The 20,710-nt window shown below is 36.5% G+C and carries 19 protein-coding genes; 14 read left to right on the top strand and 5 right to left on the bottom strand.

Features of this window, described 5'->3' with window-relative positions; genetic code table 11:
- Positions 1-24: 24 nt before the first annotated feature.
- The 4 genes from pruA to P0Y62_07780 all read right to left on the bottom strand — a co-directional run bounded on the left by pruA (position 25) and on the right by P0Y62_07780 (position 3,557).
- The gene (gene pruA / locus P0Y62_07795; GenBank protein ID WEK71456.1) at positions 25-1,650 is read right to left on the bottom strand and encodes an L-glutamate gamma-semialdehyde dehydrogenase; all 1,626 of its coding nucleotides are present in this window, start codon (positions 1,648-1,650) and stop codon (positions 25-27) included.
- A 161-nt stretch (positions 1,651-1,811) separates the two neighbouring features.
- Positions 1,812-2,915, bottom strand: a complete 1,104-nt coding sequence (locus P0Y62_07790; GenBank protein ID WEK71455.1) for a DNA topoisomerase IB — start codon at positions 2,913-2,915, stop codon at positions 1,812-1,814.
- Positions 2,916-2,924: 9 nt separating this feature from the next.
- Positions 2,925-3,092 (bottom strand): phosphatidate cytidylyltransferase, encoded by a 168-nt coding sequence (locus tag P0Y62_07785; GenBank protein WEK71454.1) that lies wholly within the window; start codon positions 3,090-3,092, stop codon positions 2,925-2,927.
- A gap of 27 nt (positions 3,093-3,119) precedes the next feature.
- On the bottom strand, positions 3,120-3,557 hold the full coding sequence (locus P0Y62_07780) for a DUF6526 family protein (protein ID WEK71453.1): 438 nt from the start codon (positions 3,555-3,557) through the stop codon (positions 3,120-3,122).
- 160 nt (positions 3,558-3,717) lie between these two features.
- On the opposite strand from P0Y62_07780, the gene P0Y62_07775 reads away from it, so the two are divergent.
- The 14 genes from P0Y62_07775 to P0Y62_07710 all read left to right on the top strand — a co-directional run bounded on the left by P0Y62_07775 (position 3,718) and on the right by P0Y62_07710 (position 17,531).
- A complete protein-coding gene (locus P0Y62_07775) occupies positions 3,718-5,487 on the top strand; it encodes an aminopeptidase P family protein (protein WEK71452.1) in 1,770 nt (589 codons plus the stop codon).
- A gap of 283 nt (positions 5,488-5,770) precedes the next feature.
- Positions 5,771-6,337, top strand: coding sequence for a Crp/Fnr family transcriptional regulator (locus P0Y62_07770; GenBank protein ID WEK71451.1), 567 nt, complete (start codon positions 5,771-5,773; stop codon positions 6,335-6,337).
- 53 nt (positions 6,338-6,390) lie between these two features.
- A complete protein-coding gene (locus P0Y62_07765) occupies positions 6,391-7,416 on the top strand; it encodes a saccharopine dehydrogenase (protein WEK71450.1) in 1,026 nt (341 codons plus the stop codon).
- Positions 7,413-7,991 carry an NAD(P)H-dependent oxidoreductase gene (locus P0Y62_07760; GenBank protein ID WEK71449.1) on the top strand — a complete coding sequence of 193 codons (579 nt, stop codon included), beginning with the start codon at positions 7,413-7,415 and terminating at the stop codon, positions 7,989-7,991. The genes P0Y62_07765 and P0Y62_07760 overlap by 4 nt, the downstream gene beginning before the upstream one ends.
- An 84-nt stretch (positions 7,992-8,075) precedes the next feature.
- Entirely contained in the window at positions 8,076-9,461 is a 1,386-nt protein-coding gene (gene mnmE, locus P0Y62_07755) for a tRNA uridine-5-carboxymethylaminomethyl(34) synthesis GTPase MnmE (protein ID WEK71448.1), read from the top strand.
- Positions 9,462-9,914: 453 nt separating this feature from the next.
- Positions 9,915-10,331: a helix-turn-helix domain-containing protein gene (locus tag P0Y62_07750; protein WEK71447.1), complete on the top strand. Its 417-nt coding sequence runs from the start codon at positions 9,915-9,917 to the stop codon at positions 10,329-10,331.
- A 69-nt stretch (positions 10,332-10,400) separates the two neighbouring features.
- The gene (locus tag P0Y62_07745; GenBank protein WEK71446.1) at positions 10,401-11,387 is read left to right on the top strand and encodes a site-specific integrase; all 987 of its coding nucleotides are present in this window, start codon (positions 10,401-10,403) and stop codon (positions 11,385-11,387) included.
- A 363-nt stretch (positions 11,388-11,750) separates the two neighbouring features.
- Positions 11,751-12,344 carry a TetR/AcrR family transcriptional regulator gene (locus P0Y62_07740; protein WEK71445.1) on the top strand — a complete coding sequence of 198 codons (594 nt, stop codon included), beginning with the start codon at positions 11,751-11,753 and terminating at the stop codon, positions 12,342-12,344.
- Between the two features lie 68 nt (positions 12,345-12,412).
- Positions 12,413-13,504 (top strand): alkene reductase, encoded by a 1,092-nt coding sequence (locus tag P0Y62_07735; protein ID WEK71444.1) that lies wholly within the window; start codon positions 12,413-12,415, stop codon positions 13,502-13,504.
- A 49-nt stretch (positions 13,505-13,553) separates the two neighbouring features.
- The gene (locus tag P0Y62_07730) at positions 13,554-14,282 is read left to right on the top strand and encodes an SDR family NAD(P)-dependent oxidoreductase (GenBank protein WEK71443.1); all 729 of its coding nucleotides are present in this window, start codon (positions 13,554-13,556) and stop codon (positions 14,280-14,282) included.
- 78 nt (positions 14,283-14,360) lie between these two features.
- Complete coding sequence (locus tag P0Y62_07725; protein WEK71442.1) at positions 14,361-15,125, top strand: SDR family NAD(P)-dependent oxidoreductase; 765 nt, start codon at positions 14,361-14,363, stop codon at positions 15,123-15,125.
- 10 nt (positions 15,126-15,135) lie between these two features.
- Positions 15,136-16,137, top strand: coding sequence for an NADP-dependent oxidoreductase (locus tag P0Y62_07720; GenBank protein ID WEK71441.1), 1,002 nt, complete (start codon positions 15,136-15,138; stop codon positions 16,135-16,137).
- 69 nt (positions 16,138-16,206) lie between these two features.
- Entirely contained in the window at positions 16,207-16,794 is a 588-nt protein-coding gene (locus P0Y62_07715) for a Crp/Fnr family transcriptional regulator (protein ID WEK71440.1), read from the top strand.
- Positions 16,795-16,847: 53 nt separating this feature from the next.
- Positions 16,848-17,531, top strand: a complete 684-nt coding sequence (locus tag P0Y62_07710) for an MBL fold metallo-hydrolase (protein WEK71439.1) — start codon at positions 16,848-16,850, stop codon at positions 17,529-17,531.
- A gap of 110 nt (positions 17,532-17,641) precedes the next feature.
- On the opposite strand, the gene P0Y62_07705 is transcribed toward P0Y62_07710, so the two are convergent.
- Positions 17,642-20,701 carry an efflux RND transporter permease subunit gene (locus P0Y62_07705; GenBank protein WEK71438.1) on the bottom strand — a complete coding sequence of 1,020 codons (3,060 nt, stop codon included), beginning with the start codon at positions 20,699-20,701 and terminating at the stop codon, positions 17,642-17,644.
- Positions 20,702-20,710 lie beyond the last annotated feature (9 nt).

The following is a 20,710-nucleotide window of genomic DNA, read 5'->3' as shown; positions in this document are numbered from 1 at the left end:
TAATTTATTTATTGTCATTACTAATTAACCTAAGTATGGATATTTGTAATCTTTAGGAGAAACAAAAGTTTCTTTGATAGATCTTACAGAAGTCCATCTTAATAAGTTCATTTTAGAACCTGCTTTATCGTTAGTTCCTGAAGCTCTGCCACCACCGAAAGGCTGTTGACCAACAACTGCACCAGTTGGCTTGTCATTGATGTAGAAGTTTCCGGATGCATTTTCCAATGCTTTGAATGCTTCGTTGATAGCGTATCTGTCTTGAGCAAAAACAGAACCTGTCAATGAATAAGGAGAAGAAGAATCTACTAATTGTAAAGTTTCAGCCCATTTTGCATCTTCATATACATAAACAGATAAAATGGGTCCGAAGATTTCTTCCACCATACTTTCATACTGAGGATTGGTAGTTTCGATGACAGTTGGGTTTACAAACCATCCTTTAGAATCATCGACCTGTCCGCCGATTACTACGCTAGCTTCACCAGATGCATTGGCTCTGTCTATATATCCTTTACATTTTTCGAAAGAATTTTTGTCGATCACAGCATTTACAAAGTTGGATGGATCTTCAGGTGAACCTATTTTAATGGAAGCAATCTGGGTTTCCATTACTTTTTTCACATCTGCCCAAAGTGACTGCGGAATATAAGCTCTTGAAGCTGCAGAACATTTCTGTCCCTGATATTCGAAAGCTCCTCTTACTAAAGCTGTAGCTACTGCTTCTACGTTGGAAGAAGGGTGAGCGATAACGAAATCTTTTCCACCAGTTTCCCCAACAATTCTTGGATATGTTCTGTAGTTGTGAATATTGTCACCGATCATTTTCCACATTCCCTGGAATACTTTTGTAGAACCTGTAAAATGAAGCCCTGCAAAATCTCTGTGTGCTAGAACTTTCTCAGCAGTTTCTTTTCCGTCTGTAAAGATCATGTTGATAACACCTGCAGGAAGACCTGCTTCAGTTAAAACATCCATAATTACTTTTGCAGAATAAATTTGCTTATCAGAAGGTTTCCAAACCACTACGTTTCCAAGCATGGCCATACAAGTTGGCAAGTTTCCTGAAATTGCCGTAAAGTTGAACGGAGTTACTGCAAAACAGAATCCTTCCAATGGTCTGTATTCTACACGATTCCAGATTCCTGCATCAGAAACCGGCTGCTCAGAATACATTTCCGTCATGAATTCAACATTGAATCTTAAGAAATCAATAAACTCACAAGCAGCATCAATCTCAGCCTGGTGTACGTTTTTCGATTGACCGATCATGGTTGCTGCGTTAATTACATCTCTGTAAGGACCCGCTAAAAGATCAGCAGCTTTTAAGAAGATTGCCGCACGTTGTTCCCAACCCAGCTCGTTCCATTCTTTTTTTGCAGCCAATGCAGCGTTGATAGCATCGTCTACGTGTTGCATTGTTCCTCTGTGGTAAAAACCAAAATCATGAGCATGATCCTGAGGTGACTGAAGTTGAACCTTATCATCAGTTTTTACTTCTTTACCATTAATGATCATTGGGATTTCTACTTTTTCAGCCCACATTTTCTTGTATTGAGCGATAAGGCTTTTTACTTCCGGAGTTCCCGGTGCATAAGAATTTACCGGTTCGTTTACTGCAAATGGTACTTGCGAAATTGCTTTAGACATATTACGTTGTATTATTTTTTAATTTGCTAATGATACAAATTTACAACATTTATTTGATGTCAATAGTCAATTTTACTTCGTAAGTGAATAGCGAATTTTTAAATCGGATAAGAAATTGACTATGAAATAAATTGACCATTCACTTATTGACAATAATACCATTACATCTTCTCATTTTCCAATATTTTTAAAACTAATTTCTCCTCCTGGGTTAAGCCTGCTTTACCGTCATTTTCTTCTATTTTTTCCAGCTCATCAAGATATTTTTTGATGCTGTTATTTTCATACAAAGTAATGACCAACGGATGAACATAATATTTTTTACAGACGGTGCTCGTATTTCCAAGATGAGAAGCTACCATTTCCAATGCCTCTTTTACTTTTCTTTTATACTCTGTATTGCTTTCTGCATAGCCTATTTCTTTAAAAGCAATTAAAGCATTCACCGTTCCCGACCACGTCCGGAAATCTTTTGCTGTAAAATCTTCGCCGCTGATTTCTTTAATGTATTCATTTACCATCCCCGAATCTATCGAATGATGATTGCCTTCCTCATCATAATACTGAAACAGCTCCTTTCCCGGAATATCCTTACATTTCTGGACTAATCTTGCCAGTCTTTTACTTTTAAGATCCACATTGTGCATAATACCTTTTTTCCCTTTGAAAGAAAAACTGATTTTCTGTCCTTTGATTTTTACATGCTTATCCTTTAAAGTTGTTAAACCAAAAGATCCATACAATTTTTCATAGACATTATTTCCAATACGGATATTCGTTTTTTGCATCAAGCTGACAATTAAAGCCAAAATCTTTCTCTTTTCAAAATTTCTTAGGGCCAAATCCTGTTCAATATGCAGCCTCATGTCTGGTAAAGCATATCCGAACTTGAGCATTCTGTAGAATTTTGTATGATTTCTTAATGCATTCCAAAGCGGGTGATAGCGATACTGTTTTCTCTTTTTTACATCGAATCCGGTCGCCTGAAGATGACCATTATCCAGGGCGCAGATCCATACATTTTCCCAGGCTGGAGGTATTACCAACCCGTTGATCCTTTTGATCTCGTCCTTATCTTTGACCTTTTCTCCGTCCTTAAAATACAAATATTTTTTACCGCGCTTTTTTCTGATAATACCGGAAGCTTCAGCATCAGACGTGTAAATAAGGTTCACTGCTTTTGCAGAAGCTTCCGGATCTTTCATAATTTTTACGATCTTGGAAGGTTTCAGGCGAGAAATAATATCTAAATCTGAATTGTCCATAGAAAGTTTTTAAGAATTTTTACCTCTGGTGAATAGCCATATAATGAGTCCAATGACGCCGACCACTAAAATAATTCCCCACCACATTCCGGCTTTAAAGATGGTTTCAACTGCTTCACAGCTTGTTAATGATAGCAAACTGAACATTGCGAGACTGTATAAACTTAATTTTTTCATAATAATTTATTTTTGATGTTTAGTATTTTAAATTCTATGTAGATCGGGCCGCCAATTTTGGATTGATTTTTTAATATCATCTCCTGAAATATTTTCATGAAAGGCTTTGTACAGCAGTTCTTTAAATTCATCATCATAAGCAAACCTTAATGCTGCAATCTGATCAAATTTCAGTTTTTCTTCTACCTCATCGGATCTTTTCCCGAAAATCTCAAAATAACGTTGTTTAAATTCGAGTCTGACCAGTCGATTTTGAAGTCCCAAAGCATAATGCTGTCTCAGCATGATGGCCAGATAGAAAAGCAAGAGAATAACAATCGAAAATAATATCCAGACCAGTTGATGAGGTTTATCATTAAAAACTTTATAAATACCCAGAATTGCTAAAATAATGAGAACGGGTAAGTATATAAAATGGTGAGGCGGATAAAATTTTTTGTGATTTTTGTAATTCTGTCTTTCCATACTACGAATACTGCAAGAATCTTTCCAAAAAAATAAAAATTAAATATTCGTCTTTCACCGAGTAATTGATTTGGTAATCATCTGCTGCAAATTGAACATTGAATTTTCATGCTGGAACCTTAAAAATTTGTAACTTTCCCTCTTTAAAAAATCATAAAAAATGACTTCAAAGGAAAAAGTAGCTGCGCTTCGTGAAGAAATGCAGAAAAATAATGTTGATGCATTTATAGTATATTCTGCAGATCCACATATGAGTGAATATTTGCCTGAAGAATGGCAGGAGAGAGCTTGGCTGTCCGGATTTTTAGGTTCTGCAGGTTTTGTAGTGGTTACAAAAGATAAAGCCGGACTTTGGACGGATGGAAGATATTTTACACAGGCAGCTATAGAACTGGAAGGCTCAGGAATCGATCTTTTCAAGGACGGAATGGAAGGAACGCCTCATTATATTGACTGGATTATTTCTGAAATTCCTGCAAATGGAAAAGTGGCTGTAAATGCATTAGCAACCGCTCATGCCAACTGGGAGCTTTTAACTCAAAAATTAAATTCAAAAAATATAACACTGGTTGACAGTCCTCTTTTGAAGCAAATCTGGGTTGACCGAGGTACACCATCAAAGAACCCGATTTTCGTGCATCCTGTAAAATGGGCCGGAAAATCAGTGACTGATAAAATTGCTGCCATCCGTCAGAAAATGGAAGAGCAGGAAGCAACCATTCACATTATTTCAAGTCTGGATGATGTTGCATGGACATTGAATTTAAGAGGAAGTGATGTGCAAAGCAATCCTGTATTTCTAGGCTACATTATTATCACTAAAAATGATGCAATTCTATTTACCGACCTGGAAAAATTAGAAGTTGAGGCAAGAAAGCAAATGGATGAGTCTTTCGTGAAAATGATGCCTTATGAAGAGTTTTACAACCATTTAAAGGTGTTCAAAAATGAAAAAGTATTGGTTTCTCCCAACAGCAATCAGTCTATTTTTGAGGCATTGAAATCGGATAATCAATTTATCAAAGCTCCGGTTCCTGGAAATTTAATGAAAGCTCAGAAAAATGAAACAGAAGTGGAAGGGTTCCGAAAAGTAATGGTGAGAGACGGAGTTGCCATGGTGAAATTCCTGTATTGGCTGACTCACAATGCCGGAAAAGAAGCAATGAACGAATATTCAATCGGTGAAAAACTGAGAGGTTTCCGTGCGGAAGGAGAGAACTTCGTAGGAGAAAGCTTCGGAAGTATTGTTGGCTATAAAGATAATGGTGCAATTATGCATTATTCAGCCAAAAGTGAAGGAAGCAAGGAAGTGACCAATGATGCGAGTATTCTGGTAGATTCCGGAGGTCAGTATCTTGAGGGAACTACTGATATCACAAGAACATTTGCTTTGGGAGCAGTTTCTGAGGAATTTAAGAGAAATTCGACATTAGTTCTGCAGGGAATGATCCGTTTATCAATGGTGAAGTTTCCGAAAGGAACAAAGGGAGTTCATTTAGATGCTATCGCAAGATTACCATTGTGGATGGAAGGGAAAGATTTCAACCACGGGACAGGTCATGGAGTAGGAAGCTTTATGAATGTTCATGAAGGACCGCAAAACATCAGAAAAGATATGAATCCTCAGGATCTGTTGGTAGGCATGGTGTGTTCCAACGAACCCGGATATTATCTTGAGGGAGAATACGGAATCCGTCATGAGAATTTAATAGTGGTAAAGGAAGCTGAAAAAACAATTCACGGAACTTTCTATGAATTTGAAACATTAACGTTCTGCCCGTTCTTTAAAGATACGATTGTAAAAGAAATACTTTCAGAAAGTGAAATAGCTTGGTTAAACAGCTATCATAAAGCCTGTGAGGATAAAATCGCTCCGTTTTTGGAAGGTGAAGTTAAAGAATGGTTCCTGAATTTGGTAAGTCCGCTTTAATTAATACATTAAAATAAAAAAGGCCTTGTAATCATGATTGCAAGGCCTTTTTGGTTCTCTATGAAATCATTGAGAGATAATAATTTACTTTTTTCTCTAATTTGTGAAAAATAAATGTTATATTTGTATACAAGAAATACACAAATCACACTTTTCATATACATTAGTAAATTCAAAAGCAGTAAAATCATCTCACTCCTTGAGGTGATTTTTTTATTTGCATCAATGTTTTTCTTATTTTTGTTTGCCTCAGAAATATTTTCAATTGTAATTAATCTTAAAAATGGTTCGTCAATTCTTCCAAAAATTCAATGTTTTCTCTGATAGTGAGATTGAAGATTTTCTGCAATTTTTTGAAAGGAAAAAGTTAAGTAAAAATGATTTTTTCGTACATGAAGGTGAAAAATGCAAAGAAATAGCTTTCATAGAATCCGGTGTTTTCCGTTCCTATTATGTTTCTGATGAAGGAAAAGATATTACGTATTGTTTTAGATTTCCAAATGATTTAATTGCTTCCTATTCTTCATTTATATCCGAAAAACCAAGCATGGAAAATATGCAGGCGATTTCGGACGCGGAGTTACTGATTATTAAAAAAGACAAAATTCAAAAGCTGACGGACGAAAATCCCAATTGGATAAAATTCCTGAAAACAATTGCAGAACAGGAATATCTTGAACTGGAAAAACGCTTTTTTCAACTTCAGAGAGACACTGCAGCACAGCGTTATCAGTCATTACTTGAAAATCAGCCTAATTATATTCAGGATATTTCTCTGCAGTATCTTGCTTCTTATTTAGGAATTACGCAAAGGCATTTAAGCCGAATCAGAAAAGAAATTTCTTTTTAGACATTTGTCCTGTGTATTGAGATGTTGACTGAATAGTTTTGTGAAAAAAATAAATGCAGTCAAATATTTTAATTATCGGAGGAAACGGATTGGTTGGAAGAACCATTGCCCGAATTTTAGGATCAAGAAACCCTGAAATAAACATTTTTATCGGAGGCCGAAAAGGTGGTAAATCACAAAATGATCTGTTGATTGATGTCACCAAAATTTCAACTTTCAAAACTATTGTAGAGAAAAATATTAATCTCATTGTTCTTTCTGTAAATGATAAAGAAGATCAGGTTCTTCGTTTTGCGATTGAAAATAATATAGATTATCTGGATATCACAAAACCAACTCCTGATTTGAGGAAAGCCTATCAGTTGGCAATCCAGAAACCGGTGAACAGCCGAATTATTTTCAGTTCAGGATGGATGGGCGGAATCGTTGCGGGTTTGGTGAATTTTGCATCCAAAAAAATGAATACAATAGATGAGGTCAAGCTTTTTGTATACTATTCAGTGAAAGATTTGGCGGGTGAAAGTTCGGCTCATTTTATGGCAGAGAATGTGGCAAAACCATTTGTAAATTATAAAGATAATCGGCCTGTTTCCATAAAACATTTCCTGGATTCCGAATACTTTGATTTTTCTTTTGGAATCGGCAAAAGACAAGCTTATAATTTCGATGTTCCCGATTTGTATATTTTAAATTCTATTGAAAAAATTCCAACTGTGGATGTGAAAATGACTTATAATTCAAAGTTCATTACATGGCTTTTGGGAGCTTTTCAGAGCATAAGATTTTTTAATATTTTATCCTTGAAAGAACGGAAGATGATTTTTGGGTCGAGCGGAAATGGAGATCAGTCTGTTTTTGAAATTATCATTAAGAATAAATCAGAAACTAAAAAAATCAGCCTTCAAAGTTTGAAAGGTCAGGCAGAACTGACTGCTTTATCAGCAACGTTGCATGTTGAAGAGTTATTGAAAAATCAATCTGAAAATAAAGTGTATTTCAGCCATCAGCTTCATCAACCTGAATCTTTATTAAAGTCATTAGAAGATTATGAAACGATTAATATCAAAATGGATTCATGAAAAAAATAGTCATTATTAATGGGCATCCTAATAAAGAGTCTTTCAATTTTGGGATTGCAGAAGCTTACAAGAATGGGGCATTGAAATCGGGGGCTGAAGTAAAGGAAATTATTATTGCAGATTTAAAGTTTAATCCCAATCTAAAATTTGGTTATCAGAAACGAATGGAACTTGAATCTGATTTGCTCGAAGCTTGGGGAAAAATACAATGGGCAGATCATTTGGTTTGGTTTCATCCCGTTTGGTGGGGCGGACTTCCGGCTATAACAAAAGGATTTATTGACCGGCTTTTTCTTCCCGGAATGGCTTTTAAGTACAAGGAAAATTCTGTTTGGTGGGAGAAACTTCTGAAAAATAAAACGGCACATATTATTACAACCTTAGATCAACCAGGATGGTATTACTGGTTGTTCTATGGTCGTCCAAGTGTCAATCAGCTGAAAAAATCTACCTTAGAATTTTGTGGTATAAAACCTGTAAAAGTTACATATGTAGGCATCATAAAAACATCCGATGAGCCAAAACGTATGAAATGGCTTGAGAAAATAAAATTACTGGGACAAAAACAAAAATAAGGAAGATCAATTTGGAATTTATAAAATCGTGGTAATAGATAAAGGGTATGGCTCTTTTGCAATTAAAAAACGTAAATTTGCAGCATGAATAACGATACCATTTGTGCGTTGGCAACAGCCAATGGAGTAGGAGCTTTAGGCATTATAAGAGTTTCGGGTAACGAGGCTTTATCGGTCGTTCAAAAATCTTTTCCTGCAAAAAAACTGGAGAAGCAAAAATCTCATACCATTCATTACGGATATTTTGTAGATGGGGAAGAAGCGATAGATGAGGTCATGCTTTCAATTTTTCTGGCTCCGAAAAGTTTTACGACTGAAAATTCTGTGGAAATAGCTTTCCACGGTTCTCCACATATCGGTAAACGTATTCTTGAAACTTTGATCAAAAACGGCGCGAGAATGGCAAAAGCCGGAGAGTTTACCCTTCGTGCTTTTATCAATGGAAGAATTGATCTATCCCAGGCTGAGGCGATTGCCGATGTCATTGCTTCTGAAAATGAAGCTTCCAGGAAAGTAGCTATCAATCAGCTGAAAGGGGGAATTACCAATGAAATATCTTTTTTAAGAACGGATTTGCTGAATTTTGTTTCTTTAATTGAACTGGAGCTGGATTTTGCTGAAGAAGATGTGGAATTTGCCGATCGGTCAGCATTGGTAGGGCTTTTGAATAAAATTGAGATGAAATTACATTCACTGATTGAAAGCTTTCAATACGGGAATGCCATTAAAAACGGAACTGCAGTAGCTATCATTGGAAAACCCAATGCTGGAAAATCTACATTATTGAATGCTTTGCTAAAGGAGGAAAGAGCGATTGTCAGTAATATTGCCGGAACGACCAGAGATACTATTGAAGAAGTTCTTCATATTAAAGGACACGCTTTCCGTTTGATTGACACTGCCGGTTTGCGTGAAACAGTGGATGAAATTGAAGCGATTGGAGTAAAAAAGGCGAAGGAAAAGGTAGAAAACGCCAATATTCTTGTATACTTAGCAGATGCAGCGACTCAGGATTTCTCTGAAGATATTGAAATGATACAATCTCTGTTGAGGGATGATTTAAAGTTAATTATCTGCGCAACGAAAATTGATGAAGTTTCACCATCAGCTTATGAAAAAGTAGAAGATATTTTCAGAAGCAAAATCACTCACGATTTCGATTTTATTAAGATTTCAGCAGTAGAAAATCAGAATATTCAGGATCTGAAGAATGAACTGTCTTCGTATGTAGAGCAGTTAAAAGCTTCTGAAAACAATGTGGTGATTACCAATCAACGTCACTTTGAAGCTTTACAAAAGTCTTTAGATGCAGTACATAAAGTAAAAGAAGCGATCTCCTTCCAGATTTCCACGGAATTGTTGGCCTATGAACTGAGAAACGCATTGGAACATCTCGGTGAGATTTCTGGTGAAGTTACTAATGATGAGGTTTTGGGGAATATTTTTTCTAAGTTTTGTATCGGAAAGTGATTTGTATAACTAGTTGATTTTCAGTTATTTATTATTTTTTAAGCCAAAATTAATTTTATTTTTTATCGTATTGATTTTCAGTGTTTTAAGTCTTTTTTTTAATGATTTGCGTTTGATTTTTTGACGTTTTTGTCCCTCATTTGTCCCCCATCAATGGATAGTAGATTTTTCTCGAAAATTGCAGTAAATAACTGTATCTGATTACATTTATTGTTCTTTAAATGAGGTTATTGCATCTTATTGCGCCTTATAATATATATTCTCTTTTTAAGAAAAATAATGTTGATGTAAGTCCTAAAATTTATTTCAAATTTTAATCTTTTGGGATGAATTTTGCATTATGTTTTATTGAAATTTCCTTACGTTAGGAAGAGGATGACTTTCTTTTTAGGTCATTACTGTCTGAAAAACAGCCGTAAATTTTTGTATTTATTCTGTTTAAAAATCCGGATTATGAGTTCCAATATCCTAATAAAAAGAATTTGCCAGTATTGTGGGAATGAATTTACAGCCAAAACCAATGTAACGAGATATTGTAGTCATAGCTGTAATAGAAAAGCGTATAAAGCTGCACTTAAAAATAAGAATAGAGGGCAGGACAGTGCGAAATTTCAAGTTGATAATGAGCAAAATAAGTTCTTTTTTAATCAACCTGTTTTCCTTACGGTAAAAGAGGCTGCCGCATTATTAAAATGTAGTTCAAGAATGATTTATTCTTTGATAAATACAGGCCGGTTAAACGCTATTAATCTCTCCGTAAGAAAAACAAGAATTAGAAGAGTGGATGTTGACCAGATTTTTTCCGATCCTAAAACTATTCTTGTAAAGGAAATACTAAAAAGTGTTGAAGCTTACGGTATAAAAAAATAGTTATAATACTATCTTAAGTGAAATTAGGATTTATTAATTTGTTTTTTAGTAACAGATGAAATTTAAATCATGACAAAAGTAACCTTACGAAAAAAAATGATCAGTAAGGGAAGATATACTTTGTACTTAGACATTTACCCTCCCATTAAAGATCAGTTGACAGGAAAGTTAGAGAGAAAAATTTATTTAAAAATATTTATCTATAAAAGGGCTAGGACTGAGGCAGATAAATTACATAATAGAGAGACAATTGCATTGGCAGAGCATATTAGGGCACAGCGTCAGATCGATATTCAAAATATTAAATATAATTATTTATCTGAAGAGCGATTAAATTCCAATTTTATATTGTTTTTTCAAAAAGAAGCAGATAAAAGACGATGTTCTTATAATTGGCAGATGGCTGTTAATTACCTTGAAGCATTTGCAGGGGATAGTTTTCCATTTGGAGGTCTTACTGAAGATTTTTGTGAAAAATATGGAAACTATCTACTTTCTTCACCAGCAATAGGCCGCTATCGGAGAAAAATTTCAAAAAATACTGCAGCATGCTATTTTGCAAAGTTTAAAAGTACTCTTAGAAGAGCTTATAGAAATAATTATCTTCTAACGGATCTGGGTAATATCATTAGTAATATTGAAATAAAGGATACTCACAGACCATTCCTTTTTTTAGACGAACTTCAAAGGATGGTTGAGGCTGAGTGTAAATCAATTTTGGTTAAAAAAGCAGGTTTATTTTCTGCATTAACAGGTGTACGGTATTCCGATATTGAAAGTCTGAAGTGGGGCTCAATCCAAGGTACACAAGGTAATTTTTATATTTTATTTAACCAAAATAAAACAGGTAAAGCAGAATATCTACCAATATCGGATGATACTTTTAATTTATTAGGAATTAGAGGAGAAGATGAGAAAAAAGTTTTTAACGGTTTGAAGTATGATCTTGTTACCAGACGAGTAGTTGACAATGCTTATGCAAATCATGCTTTGTTTGTATTATTTAGAGTAGGCAGTTCATTTAATTCAGTTGTAAAGAAAAAGTTAAATGGATAACTAAGATAAAACATTTAAGATTTCCTCGGTATTTGAATATCTTAAGTGTTGATCTCTACACATATCAGAACTATCCTCTTCAAGATTGTTCAAAAGCCCGATTTTAAGCAGATTCAAATTAATGCCATGATTCTTCTTTATGAAAAAGTTTTTTTGTGTTAATCTAAAACTACCTTTGACATGAGAAGTATTGATAAAGGTACGTAGTTGTATATACAAATTAAATCTAAGGTATTTAATCCGAGAAGGATGGAGCTAGATAAACGACTTGTCTTAAGTAAGATATGTTAAAATATACTAAAAAGTATATTTTGTTTGCTTTTAAAATATACTTTTTAGTATATTTGCAGAGTAAATTAAAGAATGATGTTAACAAAGGCAGAAAAAACGAAGTTATTTATCCTAGAAACGGCAAGCCCTCTTTATAATGAAAAGGGAATTTCTGGCGTAAGCATAGATGAGGTTTTGGAAGCGACCAAATTAACAAAAGGTTGTATTTATGGACATTTTAATGGAAAAGATGATCTATCTGAACAGGTTATAGAGTTTTCATTAAAAAAAATGTCACAAAAGCTGGCTGGTATCGTTTCCCAGGGTAAAACCCCAAAAGAAAAGATCTTTCTGTATCTCGATTTTCATAAGAACCCAATAGATACCTATATCGCCGGCGGCTGTCCGATTTTTAATACTGCCGTGGAAGCAGATGATCATTTTCCGGCTATTAAAAAGAAAGTTGCAACAGTTCTAGAAACAGGATTGCTAGGGCTTTCAACTATTTTAAAGGATGGTATTGCTAATGGTGAGTTTTCAAAAGAACTCAATGCAGAAGTTTTTGCCTTTAAGATATTGTCAGCAGTGGAGGGAGGAATTGTCGTTAGCAGAACTATAGATAATAAGAAGTTAATGATCGAACTTATAAAAGACCTTAAGAAAGAATTAGAGCGTTATACGCTGTAATTTTTTTTGACCCAAAATATACTAAAAAGTATATTTTGTAAATAATAGAAATTAATTCAAAATAAGATATGAGTAACAAATTATTTGAAAGCTACGAGCTTAGTGGAAAGAAACTCAATAACAGAATGGTAATGGCTCCTATGACAAGAGCCCGTTCTGCTAACGAAGGAAATGTTGCAACTGAACTGACAGCAACTTATTATGCTCAGCGTGCAACAGCTGGACTTATCATTACTGAAGGTACGTTTATCAGTGAGGAAGGAATCGGGTTTATTAACGTTCCGGGTATCTACACAGATGAACAAATAGAAGGATGGAAGCTAGTGACCAAAGCTGTGCATGCAAATGGAGGTAATATCTTTGCTCAGTTGTGGCATACAGGAGCCTATTCTCATCCTGACTTGCACGAAGGGAGATTACCATTAGCTCCTTCGGATTTTAATCCTGAGCAAAAAGCTTTTACAGCAGAAGGCTTTAGGCCTACAGTTACTCCGCAGCCAATGACGATTGAAGATATCAGGAGAACGGTTGATGATTTCAGGCAAGGGGCTATCAATGCGATTGAGGCGGGTTTTGATGGAGTAGAATTACATGGAGCAAATGGCTATCTTTTACAACAATTCTTCAGTAAAAATTCTAATAATAGAACCGATGAATATGGAGGCTCAGCTGAAAATCGTGCCAGAATTCTTTTTGAAATATTAGAGGCTATCAAAGAAACTGTTGATCTCAAAAAAGTAGGTGTTCGTCTCAATCCGTCTCTAAATGGAATCATGGGGATTTCTGTAGATGATGAAACAATTGCAACATATGATTATATCGTTAACCGATTAAATGATTATGGTTTAGCTTACATACATTTAATAGAGCCTTTTACAGATGTTACAGGTAATGAAAATGCCATTCAGGAAGTGGCAAAACATTTCCGGAAAATTTATAACGGCACTATTATTATCAATCGTGCTTTTAACAAAGTGACAGCAACACAGGTTTTGGAAGATAGCGATGCAGATTTGGTATCTTTCGGAGTTCCGTTTATTGCGAATCCGGATTTGGTCGAGCGATTTCAAACTGATTCAGCACTTAATACTCCCGATCAGGAAACCTTCTATACACCGGGAGAAAAGGGGTATACAGATTATCCTTTTCTTAACCAATAAATTATTACATAAACAAAGTATCATACAATATTAAATAAATTCTATCAAAATGAAAACAACAGGAAATATCATATTTATCAGTGGTGGAAGTGCGGGAATAGGATTGGCAATTGCTAAAAAACTAAATGCTGCCGGAAATAAAATCATCATCAATGGTCGTAATGAAGAACGTCTTCAAAAAGCTTTAACGGAGTTGAAAGATGCAGTAGCAATTCAGGGTGATTTATCAGTGGAAGCAGACAGAATTCGTATTGCAGAAGACTTGAAAACGAATCATGCTGATGTTAATATCATCATCAACAATGCCGGAGCAGCTTTTGGATATCTGCTTAGTGAAACAACCAATGCACACGAAAAAGCATTGATCGAAATGAATACCAACTATTTTGCAATCATCCATTTTACAGAATTAATGGTTCCACACTTATTAGAAAAAGAAGAATCTGCTGTTGTGAATGTATCATCCATAGCAGTATATGGAAGTCATAAATTCTTACCAACTTATGGAGCGACTAAAGCAGCGTTACATAGCTATACAACTGCTTTAAGACAAACTTATGAAGAACAGAAAAATCTTCAGATCTATGAAGTTTATCCTCCACTAGTCAATACGGAATTTTCTGCCGAAATAGGTGGAGCAGCAGGAATTGATCCAAGTGAAGTGGCAGATGAGCTATTGATTGGATTAGAAACAAACCTATTTGATATTCCGGTAGGAGATACCAAGATCTATGCAACAGCGATCGGTGAAGCAATGTCGAAATTAGCCCATGCATAAAATTAATAGTACCAATCATCTGCATTTTAAAATTGAAAATACAGATGATTGGCATATTTCATTTTAAATTTTAAGGTGATGAATTTAACAAATAAAACAATACTGATTACGGGAGGTACTTCTGGAATAGGTTTGGAAGCAGCAAGACAGTTTTTGGCTCTTCGTAATAAAGTAATTATTACCGGGAGAAATTTACTCAAACTAGAGGAAGTAAAAAAAGTATATCCCGAATTAATAATCATCCAATCTGATGTAGCAAAACAGGAAGATGCAATTGCGCTTTTTGAAAAAGTGAATAATCTCGGAGGTATTGATATTTTGTATAATAATGCGGGAGTCGGTGTTGCTCCGTTAAATTTGGGTATCCCGAACGATAAACATTTGCAGGGAGCTATTTATGAAATGGAAGTTAACTATTTTGGAGTCATACGATTAAATAATCTTTTTATGGATATGCTTAAGTCCCGAAATGAAGCTGCGATTATCAATACAACTTCTATCCTCAGTATTGTTCCTTCTGTTTTGGAAGCTACTTACTCAGCGACAAAAACAGCATTATCTTTTTACACCAAGTCTCTAAGATCACATTTAGAAACTATAAATAGTCCTGTGAAGGTCTTCGAATTACTTCCACCATTGGTCGATACCGATATGGTTGCAGAAAGAAAAGATAAAAAGATGTCCAGTAGTCTATTTGTCAATGAACTTATTAAAGGACTTGAAAAAGATGTGATGACAATTCGTGTAGGTAATTCAAAATCATTATTTTTCCTTAACAGAATTGCACCGGATAAAGCCTATCAGTTAGTCAATAAGAAAGAGCATTATCAATCTATCCAATAAAATAAAACTTATGAAAGCATTTGTAGTTCAAAATTATGGTAAAAAAGAGGATCTTACGCTCCGTGAGGTTAGCATGCCTACTATAGGAGAAGCTGAGGTCCTGGTTGAAATCTATTCAGCAGGACTTAATCAACTGGATTCTAAAATTTTGTCCGGTGAGTTCAAAATGATTTTACCTTATAAAACGCCTTTTATTCTAGGTCACGATTTGGCAGGTATTGTCATTGAAACAGGTTCAAAAGTTACAAAGTTTAAAATTGGAGATGAAGTGTATGCCCGTCCTTCGGACCATCACATCGGAACTTTTGCTGAATACTTAGCAGCTGAAGAAAAAGATTTGGCTTTAAAACCAAAAAACCTTTCCATGGACGAAGCAGCAGGTGTACCCCTGGTGGCTCTGACCGCTTGGCAAGCTTTGGTAGAAATAGGGAAATTAAAAAAAGGACAAAACATTTTTATACAGGCAGGATCCGGAGGAGTTGGTATTGTTGCCATTCAGTTAGCCAAATATTTAGGTGCTACTGTAGCCACTACAGCGGGAAAAGCAAGTTTTCCAATGCTTCAGGAATTAGGTGCTGATGTTTTAATTGACTATAAAACACAGGATTTTGAAGCTGTTTTGAAGGACTATGATTTGGTTTTGAACAGCCAAGATAACAAGACGTTGGAGAAATCATTAAATGTAGTAAAAACAGGAGGAAAGATCATTTCTATTTCAGGTCCGCCCACACCTGCATTTGCACGCGAAATTGGGGCATCTTGGATCATTCGAACAGTATTATCTATTTTAAGTTCGGGTATTAGGAGAAAAGCAAAGAGGAAAGGAGTTGATTATCAATTTCTGTTTATGAAATCTAGTGGAAAACAGCTTGAACAAATTACAAAACTTATTGAAGATGGTCATATTAAAACTGTCATAGAAAAAGTTTACTCCTTTTCTCAGACCAATGAGGCTATGAACCACGTGGCAAGTGGAAGAGCAAAAGGAAAGATCGTCGTAAGAATAAAATAAAAGGAACGGGATTGGTATGTAAATCCACATACTGTTAAGAATAAAATACGAGAACGAAAATATTATAAAATGACTGATGTATTTGAAAATTACTTATCCTCAACAGGAGAATTATCGACTGAGGAAATCAACTTTTCTGTACAGTTCTTCAAACCGATCTACTTAAAAAAGGGTGATTTTTTTATTCGTGAGAATGAATCTTGTAGTCATATTGGATTTATTGCCAGCGGCGCTGTAAAAGCATATGCCCTCGACAATGAAGGAAAGGAAAATATAACCTGTTTCAAGTTTGAAAGCGATTTTGCTACCTCGTTTCCGGAATTTGTAGCGCAGAAAAAATCTAAAAAGAGTTTTAGGGCCATAGAAAATACCATCATCTGTGCGATAAGCTATTCAGACTATCTATATCTGCTAGATGAGGTGACTGCTTGGAACGGAGTTATAAAATCGGTAATGGAGCAGGAGTATAACCAAAAGGAACGTTACCTGCTGAATTACAATAATAGGTCGGCAGTAGAAAAATATCTTCATATCCTATCAAGCGAACCAGTTCTTGTTCAGCGTGTATCGACACAGGATTTGGCGTTGTACTTGGGTATTACACAGCGATCGCTTACACGGGCGAAAAGACAAATACATCGACCCAACATATTATAGGACAAATGTCCTTAGGCAGATCTGCTTAGCTGTGTAGATTTGTACAAAAAAATATGTTACGTCAAATTGCTCCGGAAGTGTTCCAAATTTCCCTTATGCCACGAGACAGTATAAACTGCTATATCATCGAAGGTGTATTGGTAGACTCCGGAATACGGAGTTCATATTCTACGGTAAAGAAAGCGCTCCAGGAAATTCCCGTTTACCAACATATACTGACGCATGCGCATGCAGACCATCAGGGCTGTAGCGACCAGATTTGTGCTGAGTTCGTGATACCCTTATTCTGTCATCCAGGTGAAGTCTTTAGAACCGAAACGGGTCTCGTAACCAACGACTATCCATCCCCGAAACATTTGATCGCAAAATTTCAACAAAAATATTGGGCAGGCCAGGGGCATAAGGTCCAGGGGACGATCGTTGAGAATGATATGATCGGAAACTTTCGGGTAATTGAAACACCTGGACATTCGGCAGGTCATATTTCTTTATTCCGTGAGCGAGATGGTGTACTGATAATCGGTGATGCCGCAACAAATATGAACCTGCTTACGACAGTGACCGGATTGCGACTTCCGCCAAACATATTCACCTCAGATCAACAGCGCAATTTAAAATCACTCCAGAAGTTAGCTAAACTGAACCCGGCCATTATCTGTTTCGGTCACGGGCCGATCATACGCAATACAGATCGGAAGTTTGAGCAATTTGTAGCTAAATACAGTACAATTCTCTAAAGATAAATCGTTCTGTAATTATAGTTTAAATGAAAAAGTATTTATAGAAATGGCTACCAATTGGTAGCCATTTCTTACACGAATATAAAGTAGATCACTTTTTCTGAGTATTAAATCTTCTCTTCCGCTTCCAATTGTGGTGGAATTAATTTATACATTACCGGAGTAACAATCCTAGACAGTATAGTAGAGCTTATCAGTCCTCCTATCAGCACAATAGCTAGCGGAGCAATTAGTGGATTTGGATTTAAGGCAATCGGAAGCAGTCCACAAATTGCAGTGATCGAAGTCAGCACAACCGGTAGAAAACGGGTTTCACCAGCCATATTTACTGCCTCATCAATACTATGCCCCTCTAGGCGCAGTTGATTGGTGAAGTCCACCAATAAGAGTGAATTTTTTACCTGAATTCCTGAAAGGCCGATAAAACCGATAATGGATACCAGTGACATCGGATTGCCAGTTAACAATAACAAAGTTACTCCGCCAAGAATACCCAGTGGAATAATGGACAGCACAATAATAATTCCTTTGAATGTCTTGAACTGTAGTAGCAGTACACCAACAAATAGGAAACCGCTCAGCAAAATCACAGAAAGGAAATTTCCACCCAAAGCATCACCTTCTGATTCTGCTTCACCGGATAATTTATAATAATAGCCGGGAGGTAATTTCATTTTATCGAGCTGGGGAACAATATCTTTCAGAATATCGTTGGCATAGAAACCGTCCTTGGTCAGCGAAGTGACTTTGGCAAATCTTGATTTGTTAAAATGATTGATCGCTGTAGGAGAGGTCTCGAAACCAATAGTGGCAATCTGGTCAATCTGGACGGGTGTTCCTTGGAGATTGTTGACATAGAGTCCCTTTAGCACATCAAGATTAGTGAACTTTTCGCGCGGAAGCGTTATTACTACATTCCGCGAATCGCCTCTGTCATCTATATAATCACCGACATTGAGTCCGGCTACCGCCATACGGATCACCTTGTCTACATCACTGGTCAGCACACCCAAAGTCCTCGCTTTTTCTTTGTTAATAGTTACTTTCACATCGGATTTGTAGGCATTGAGCTCATTGTTTACAAAGAATGTTCCCGGATGTTTCCGTAAGATTTCCTCGGCTTTAAAAGAAAGAGCTCTTAAGGTATCCTGATTTTCACCGAATATCCGCACGACAATATTTGCTTCAATAGGAGTTCCCTGTTCAAAATCCTTTACCTCAATCCTGGCCAGCGGAAAATCAGCGAACTTTTTGCGTAGTGTTTTAATCAGCTCCTGTTTGGATTTAGGGTTGGCTTCCTCATCCATCTGTACGAATATCTGTGCGAAATCCGGCTTGATATCCTGCTGATGTACATTGTAATAGATCTGCGGATTACCTTTTCCTACATTGGAAGTGAAATACACAATTTCTTTATGCTGTTTTAATTCCTTTTCTACAAGTTTAGCAACGCGGTCGCTTTCAGGAATATTAGCCTGTAAAGGTAATTTGATATTGATCAGGAACATCGGTTTTTCAGATGTCGGAAAAAGCTTAAACCCTGCCAATGGAAATAGTAGAAAGGCAAGTACACTCAAAATGATAGAAATTCCAACGGTGACCTTCGGCCAGGAAAGTGCTAAAGGCATTATTCTGCGATAAGAGAAACTTAAAAACTGCTGCAATTTTTGCAGAAAAAAGTTCCCGCCACCATGAGTATGTGTTTTCAGCATCCGGCTACCCAAAAATGGAACTAAGGTAAGTGCTACAAGCATTGAGGCAAGGACACTGGTGATGACTGCAATGGGTAAGCTTCGGATAAACTCACCTGCAATATCAGGAAGAAAAGCGAGGGGCAGGAATGCAATGACGAGTGTAGCTGTACAGCCGACCACAGCGACGCCGATTTGCTGGGTTCCTTTTAAAATAGCATCTTTTTTTGAATGCCCTTCCCTAAGCCACCGTTCTATATTTTCCACGACCACGATACTATCATCAACCAACAGTCCTAAAGCTACAACAAGACCTACGATACTCAGCTGGTTAAGCGAGTAGCCCATCAGGTTCATAGCAATTAATCCCAGGGCAAGTGATAATGGAATGGAGATCATAACGATCAATGATGCACGGAACCCAAGTGGGAGCAGGGTAATAACGACCAATAGGATCGCAAGACCAAAATCAAATCCCAGATGCCCCAATCGCTTGGATACCATGTCTGCCTGATCAAAATTTTTGACCATCCCGATGTTTTCAGGAAGATCTTTGCTGAACGCTTCCAGTACAGGCATATATTCATCTTTTACCTTGCTGATATTGACATTGTCCTTCATGGCTGCTGTAACCAAGATACAGCGATGTCCATTGAGACGGGTAATGTGATTAACTGTTCCGTCTTTATAGCTTACATCAGCCACATCCCTTAGATAAACAATCTTGCCATTGGCGTTGTATATAACCGTGCTGGCAACATCATCCACATTTTTGAATTTGCCGCTCGTCTTTACATTGAATACCTTGCTGTCCAGGTTGATGCTTCCACCAGGAATGTCGGCTGCTTCACTCTGAAGACTTCCGATGACAAGAGCTAGTGGTATCTTTAACTGTGCAAGCTTGTCCAGCTTCATGTCTATCCGGATTTCCTGTTCGGGAATCCCCGTATATTTAACCTCTTTTAGATCGGTTATCTTTTCCAGTTTTGTTTTTAGTATGTCTGCATTATCGCGCAAGACCTTGGCTGACGCTGTGCCTGAAACTAGGGCAACCTGAATAATCTTAACATCGGAAGAGGCGACCTTTTCAGTCTTGAGGAGATAGATGTCCTTAGGAAGCTCACTATTCTTAAGTGCATTGATTTCGGTGGAGATTTCCTGGTATTTATTGTCAACATCAACACCATACTTAAATTTTGGTTGAATGACAGCGACTCCATCTTCAACCGAAGTCAGGATCTTTTCAATGTTCTCGAGTCCATAGATTTTATTTTCAATGGGTTTTACCACCTGTTCCTCCATATCTTTCGGACTGGTACCCGGATATATAGCAGTAATGATATACTGTGGTGAATGTGTTGTCGGATCTTCCGATCGAGGCATCGTAAAGAGTGTCAACAGTCCAACAACTGCGAAAAGAACGAATATGATCAGCGTAAACTGATAATTCTTTACAGCGAAATTTGTTATTTTCATCGGATGCAG

It is taken from the genome of Candidatus Chryseobacterium colombiense, from assembly GCA_029203185.1.
Classification (GTDB): Bacteria; Bacteroidota; Bacteroidia; order Flavobacteriales; family Weeksellaceae; genus Chryseobacterium; species Chryseobacterium colombiense.
Note: the sequence above shows the minus strand (reverse complement) of the source record. Positions and strands in the feature narration are given on the sequence as shown.

Excerpts from the sequence above, each read along its gene's own strand:
- P0Y62_07750 (WEK71447.1), top strand. The coding sequence starts at position 9,915 with ATGAGTTCCAATATCCTAATAAAAAGAATTTGCCAGTATTGTGGGAAT.
- P0Y62_07710 (WEK71439.1), top strand. The coding sequence starts at position 16,848 with ATGTTACGTCAAATTGCTCCGGAAGTGTTCCAAATTTCCCTTATGCCA.
- P0Y62_07790 (WEK71455.1), bottom strand. The coding sequence starts at position 2,915 with ATGGACAATTCAGATTTAGATATTATTTCTCGCCTGAAACCTTCCAAG.
- P0Y62_07725 (WEK71442.1), top strand. The coding sequence starts at position 14,361 with ATGAATTTAACAAATAAAACAATACTGATTACGGGAGGTACTTCTGGA.
- P0Y62_07730 (WEK71443.1), top strand. The coding sequence starts at position 13,554 with ATGAAAACAACAGGAAATATCATATTTATCAGTGGTGGAAGTGCGGGA.
- P0Y62_07775 (WEK71452.1), top strand. The coding sequence starts at position 3,718 with ATGACTTCAAAGGAAAAAGTAGCTGCGCTTCGTGAAGAAATGCAGAAA.
- P0Y62_07770 (WEK71451.1), top strand. The coding sequence starts at position 5,771 with ATGGTTCGTCAATTCTTCCAAAAATTCAATGTTTTCTCTGATAGTGAG.
- P0Y62_07715 (WEK71440.1), top strand. The coding sequence starts at position 16,207 with ATGACTGATGTATTTGAAAATTACTTATCCTCAACAGGAGAATTATCG.
- pruA (WEK71456.1), bottom strand. The coding sequence starts at position 1,650 with ATGTCTAAAGCAATTTCGCAAGTACCATTTGCAGTAAACGAACCGGTA.
- mnmE (WEK71448.1), top strand. The coding sequence starts at position 8,076 with ATGAATAACGATACCATTTGTGCGTTGGCAACAGCCAATGGAGTAGGA.
- P0Y62_07740 (WEK71445.1), top strand. The coding sequence starts at position 11,751 with ATGATGTTAACAAAGGCAGAAAAAACGAAGTTATTTATCCTAGAAACG.
- P0Y62_07760 (WEK71449.1), top strand. The coding sequence starts at position 7,413 with ATGAAAAAAATAGTCATTATTAATGGGCATCCTAATAAAGAGTCTTTC.
- P0Y62_07785 (WEK71454.1), bottom strand. The coding sequence starts at position 3,092 with ATGAAAAAATTAAGTTTATACAGTCTCGCAATGTTCAGTTTGCTATCA.
- P0Y62_07735 (WEK71444.1), top strand. The coding sequence starts at position 12,413 with ATGAGTAACAAATTATTTGAAAGCTACGAGCTTAGTGGAAAGAAACTC.
- P0Y62_07720 (WEK71441.1), top strand. The coding sequence starts at position 15,136 with ATGAAAGCATTTGTAGTTCAAAATTATGGTAAAAAAGAGGATCTTACG.
- P0Y62_07745 (WEK71446.1), top strand. The coding sequence starts at position 10,401 with ATGACAAAAGTAACCTTACGAAAAAAAATGATCAGTAAGGGAAGATAT.
- P0Y62_07705 (WEK71438.1), bottom strand. The coding sequence starts at position 20,701 with ATGAAAATAACAAATTTCGCTGTAAAGAATTATCAGTTTACGCTGATC.
- P0Y62_07765 (WEK71450.1), top strand. The coding sequence starts at position 6,391 with ATGCAGTCAAATATTTTAATTATCGGAGGAAACGGATTGGTTGGAAGA.
- P0Y62_07780 (WEK71453.1), bottom strand. The coding sequence starts at position 3,557 with ATGGAAAGACAGAATTACAAAAATCACAAAAAATTTTATCCGCCTCAC.